Source organism: Streptomyces sp. NPDC127190 (assembly GCF_042672505.1).
In the GTDB taxonomy this organism is placed as follows: domain Bacteria; phylum Actinomycetota; class Actinomycetes; order Streptomycetales; family Streptomycetaceae; genus Streptomyces.
This window is the reverse complement of sequence record NZ_JBHXVE010000002.1, coordinates 447391-452286: the sequence shown is the minus strand read 5'-3', so window position 1 is coordinate 452286 and position 4896 is coordinate 447391. Positions and strand designations below refer to the sequence as shown.

Here is a 4896-nt window from a genome sequence, read left to right as displayed (position 1 = left end):
TTGTGTTGTTTTACGGTTTGGGGGGGTGTTTTTTTTTAAACCCCCCCCCCCCCCCCCCCCGCGGGGGGGCGCCCCCCCCCCCCCGCGGGGGGGGCGCCCCCCCCCGCCCGCGGCGGGGCCTCGGGACGCGCAACACGCTCAACTTCTGGCTCTTCACCGGGCCCTTCCTCATCGGCCTGGTGATCTTCGTCTTCGTGCCCATCGGCTGGAGCATCTGGCTCAGCTTCTTCGACGCCCGCTTCACCGTCACCCCGAGCCACTTCGTCGGTTTCGACAACTACACCCACATGCTGTCGAACAGCGACTTCACCGGCTCGCTGCTGACGTTCACCGTGTTCGCCGCGTTCATCGTGCCCACCACCTGGGCGCTGTCCCTGGGGCTCGCCCTGCTGGTGCACCGGCTGCGCTTCCTGCGCGCCTTCTTCCGGTCGGTGTTCTTCCTGCCGACCGCGTGCAGCTATGTCGCCGCCGCGCTGATCTGGAAGATGTCGATCTTCAACGGCGTCCGCTTCGGCCTGGCGAACACGGTCGTCGGCTGGTTCGGGGTCGAGAACATCGCCTGGGTGTCCAACCCGTCCCCGCCGTGGTACTGGCTGGTCATCGTGACCGTACGGCTGTGGCTCCAGTCCGGTTTCTACATGATCCTTTTCCTGGCCGCCCTCCAGAACATCCCCGGGGAGCTGTACGAGGCCGCGGCCATCGACGGCGCCAAGCCCGGCTGGCAGACCTTCCGGCACATCACGCTGCCCCAGCTGCGCGCCACCTCGACCGCGGTGATCCTGCTGCTGCTGATCGCCGCCTACCAGGCCTTCGACGAGTTCTACAACATCGTCTCCACCAGGGCGACCTGGGGACAGACCCCGCTCATGGTGCTGTACAAGACGGCGCTCGGCGCCAGCCAGGACTACGGCTCCGGCAGCGCCGGCGCGGTCATCCTCACCGTGCTGATCTGCGCCGTCACCCTGCTCCAGGGCAGGTTCATGGGCTTCGGAAGGGGGGAGGAGTCCAGGTGAGCACCACCGCACCCCGGACCACCACCGCACGCCGCACCGGGCGCGGCAGCGTCCTCGGCAACACCGGTCTGTATCTCGCCGTGAGCATCGCCGCGGTGCTGTTCCTGATCCCCTTCTATCTGATCGTCCGCAACGCCCTGTCCACGGACCAGGAGATCACCGGCGAGAACTGGAAGTTCCTGCCCTCCCACCTCCAGTGGGGCAACATCTCCGAGCTGTTCGACGACCCGACGGTCGACTTCGGCCGGTCGATGCTGAACTCGCTGGTCGTCGCGGTCCTGATGACCGCCGGCATCCTGCTGGTCTGCTCCCTCGCCGGCTACGGCCTCGCCCGCATCCCCTACCGCCACGCCGACAAGGTCTTCTACGCGGTCCTCGCCACCCTGATGGTGCCCACCGCCGTGACCTTCGTGCCCAGCTTCGTACTGGTGTCGTCGCTCGGCTGGGTGGACAGCTACCGGGGTCTGATCATCCCCGGCCTGTTCAGCGGTTTCACCTGTTTCCTGTTCCGGCAGTACTTCCTCGGGTTCCCCAAGGAGCTGGAGGAGGCGGCACGCGTGGACGGACTCGGCCACTGGGGCGCGTACTGGCGGATCGTCGTACCGAACTCGCTGAACTTCTTCGCGGCGATGGCCACCATCACCTTCATCAACGGCTGGAACGCCTTCCTGTGGCCGCTGGTGATCGGCCAGGACCCCAGCGCCTGGACGGTGCAGGTCGCGCTGTCGTCGTACATGACCAACCAGACCGTCAACTACCACCTGATCTTCATGGCCACCGCCGTTTCCATCCTGCCGCTGCTGTTCGTGTTCCTCTTCCTCCAGCGCTGGCTGGTGCAGGGGATCGCGCAGACCGGAATCAAGGGCTGAGCGAGGAGATAGATGTCCTTCCGCACCCGTACCGTCACCGATTACGTCGAGGACGTCTCGCCGGGCTCCGGGGCGCTGCCGCCCCGCGCCTGGTACGCCGCCTCCGACGCGAGGTCCCTCTCGCTGAACGGCACCTGGCGGTTCAGACTGTCCCCGACCAGCGACGCCGAGGACGACTCCTTCGCCGCGGCCGGGTACGACGCCGGTGGCTGGGCGGAGGTCGCGGTCCCCGGCCACTGGGTCCTCCAGGGCCATGGCGCGCCGATCTACACCAACCACCTGTACCCGTTCCCGGTCGACCCGCCGCGGGTGCCGACCGAGAACCCGACCGGTGACCATCTGCGCGTCTTCGACCTGCCGGGGGACTGGCCGGAGCCGTCCGAGGGTGGCGCCGTGCTGCGCTTCGACGGGGTGGAGTCCTGCGCCCGGGTGTGGCTGAACGGCACCGAGATCGGCGAGTTCAAGGGCTCCCGGCTGCCGCACGAGTTCGCGGTCGGCCAGCTGCTGAGGCCCGAGGGCAATGTGCTGGCGGTCCGGGTCCACCAGTGGTCGGCCGGCTCCTATCTGGAGGACCAGGACCAGTGGTGGCTGCCGGGCATCTTCCGTGACGTCACCCTGCTGCACCGCCCGGCGGGCTGCGCGCGGGACTTCTTCGTGCACGCCTCCTACGACCACCGGGACGGCACCGGCACCCTGCGCGTCGACTCCGAGGTGCCGGGCCGGGTCACCGTGCCCGACCTCGGCATCGACATCGCCACCGGTGAGAGCGTCACCGTGCCGGTCACGCCCTGGTCGGCCGAGCTGCCCCGGCTCTACCCGGGGGTGCTGGCCACCGAGGGCGAGCGGGTGCCGCTGCGCATCGGCTTCCGCACGGTCGAGCTGGCGGACGGCCTGATCAAGGTGAACGGCACCCCGGTGCTGTTCAAGGGCGTCAACCGGCACGAGTGGCACCCGGAGCGGGGCCGCGCGCTGGACCTGGAGACGATGCGCGAGGACGTGCTGCTGATGAAGCGGCACAACGTCAACGCGGTGCGCACCTCGCACTACCCGCCGCACCCGGCCTTCCTCGACCTGTGCGACGAGTACGGCCTGTGGGTCGTCGACGAGTGCGACCTGGAGACCCACGGCTTCACCGAGCAGGGCTGGCGGGACAACCCCGTCGACGACGACCGCTGGACCCCGGCCCTGCTGGACCGGGCGGCCCGCATGGTGGAGCGGGACAAGAACCACCCGTCCGTCGTCATCTGGTCGCTGGGCAACGAGGCGGGCACCGGACGCGGACTGACCGCGATGGCCGAGTGGATCCACGGCCGCGACTCCTCGCGCCTGGTGCACTACGAGGGGGACATCACCTGCCGCGACACGGACATGTACTCGCGGATGTACGCCGACCACGCCGAGGTGGAGCGGATCGGCCGGGACCTGGACGGCGGCACCCACAAGCGGCGCGGGCTGCCCTTCATCCTGTGCGAGTACGGGCACGCCATGGGCAACGGACCCGGCGGACTCGCCGACTACCAGCGGCTGTTCGAGACCTACGACCGGCTCCAGGGCGGGTTCGTCTGGGAGTGGATCGACCACGGCATCGCCCATCCGGAGCTGGACCACGCCTACGGCGGCGACTTCGGGGAGGAGCTGCACGACGGCAACTTCGTCTGCGACGGCCTGCTCTTTCCGGACCGCCGGCCCTCCCCCGGCCTGGTCGAGTACAAGAAGGTGATCGAGCCGGTCGGCATCGCCGGCGACCCCGCCGACGCCACGGTCCGCATCACCAACAAGTACGACTTCGCGGACCTCTCGGCGCTCGCCTTCACCTGGGCCTACGAGGTCGAGGGCGAGGTGCTGGAGAGCGGCACCCTGTCGGTGCCCGCGCTGGGGCCAGGCGAGTCCGCCGAGGTCAAGCTGCCCGATCCGGTGCCGGGCGCACCGGCCGGCGAGGCCCACTGGACGGTCCGCGCGGTGCTCGGGGCCGACACCTCGTGGGCGCCGAAGGACCATGTCGTCGCCTGGGGCCAGGTCCGGGTCGCCCGGCGGCGCCGCCCGGCCGTCCCGGCGACCGCGCGGCCGGTCCCCGGCGACGGGGTGATCACGCTCGGCCCCGGCACGTTCGACGCGCGCACCGGCGCCCTCACGGCGGTCGGCGGGGTGGCCGTGTCCGGTCTCCGGCTGGACGTGTGGCGGGCCACCACCGACAACGACGACGGCGCGGCCTGGCAGACCGACCTCCGCTACGGCCTGCGCTGGCGCACGCTGGGCCTGCACCGGATGCGGCACCGGCTGGACGCGGTGGAGACCGGCGGCGACGCGCTGACCGTCCGCACCCGGGTGGCGCCGGCGGCCTGGGAGATCGGGCTGTCGACGGTGTACCGCTGGACGTCGGACGGCGACCGGCTGCGGCTGACCGTGTCCACCACCCCGGAGGGCGACTGGACCGTGCCGCTGCCCCGGCTCGGCATCCGCTTCGGGCTGGCGGCGGCGGACCGGGTGGAGTGGTACGGCGGCGGTCCCGGAGAGGCCTATCCGGACACCCGGACCGCGGCCGCGGTCGGCCGCTGGCGGTCGACCGTGGACGGCTTGCAGACGCCGTACGTCCGTCCGCAGGAGAACGGCGCCCGGATCGACGTCCGCTGGGCCGAACTCGGCGGTCTGCGGATCGAGGGCGATCCGGAGTTCTTCCTGACCGCCCGCCGCTGGACCACCGAGCAGCTGGACGCGGCCGCGCACCGCACGGACCTGGTGGCAGGGGACACGGTCTGGGTCAACCTCGACCACGGGCTGCACGGCATCGGCTCCCAGTCCTGCGGCCCCGGCCCGCTGCCGCAGTACCACCTCCTGGCCCGTCCCGCCGAGTTCTCGTTCGTGTTCTCGGAAGGCACGTCCCCGGAGACGGGTTGACCGGCACGGCCCTGACGTCCACCGCGGCCGGGCCGGGGGGCGAACCGGCCGGCGCGGGGGCGGGCCGGGGGGGGTTTTTGGTGAAAGGGGATCGGCCCGGGCGCGAACGCCCCGCCCCG

At 70.9% G+C, this 4896-nt stretch carries 3 protein-coding genes; all 3 read left to right on the top strand.

Features of this window, described 5'->3' with window-relative positions; translation table 11 throughout:
* Nucleotides 1-17: 17 nt before the first annotated feature.
* From ACFVIU_RS05255 to ACFVIU_RS05245, 3 genes are read left to right on the top strand one after another with little or no spacing between them, the layout of a single operon-like run.
* Nucleotides 18-1013, top strand: coding sequence for a carbohydrate ABC transporter permease (locus ACFVIU_RS05255; protein WP_385840838.1), 996 nt, complete (start codon nucleotides 18-20; stop codon nucleotides 1011-1013).
* Nucleotides 1010-1882, top strand: coding sequence for a carbohydrate ABC transporter permease (locus tag ACFVIU_RS05250; protein WP_385840730.1), 873 nt, complete (start codon nucleotides 1010-1012; stop codon nucleotides 1880-1882). The genes ACFVIU_RS05255 and ACFVIU_RS05250 overlap by 4 nt, the downstream gene beginning before the upstream one ends.
* A gap of 12 nt (nucleotides 1883-1894) precedes the next feature.
* Complete coding sequence (locus tag ACFVIU_RS05245; protein WP_385840729.1) at nucleotides 1895-4777, top strand: glycoside hydrolase family 2 TIM barrel-domain containing protein; 2883 nt, start codon at nucleotides 1895-1897, stop codon at nucleotides 4775-4777.
* Nucleotides 4778-4896: the final 119 nt, after the last annotated feature.

What these genes read in the sequence shown, in the direction of transcription:
- ACFVIU_RS05245 (WP_385840729.1), top strand. Translation starts at nt 1,895, where the DNA reads ATGTCCTTCCGCACCCGTACCGTCACCGATTACGTCGAGGACGTCTCG.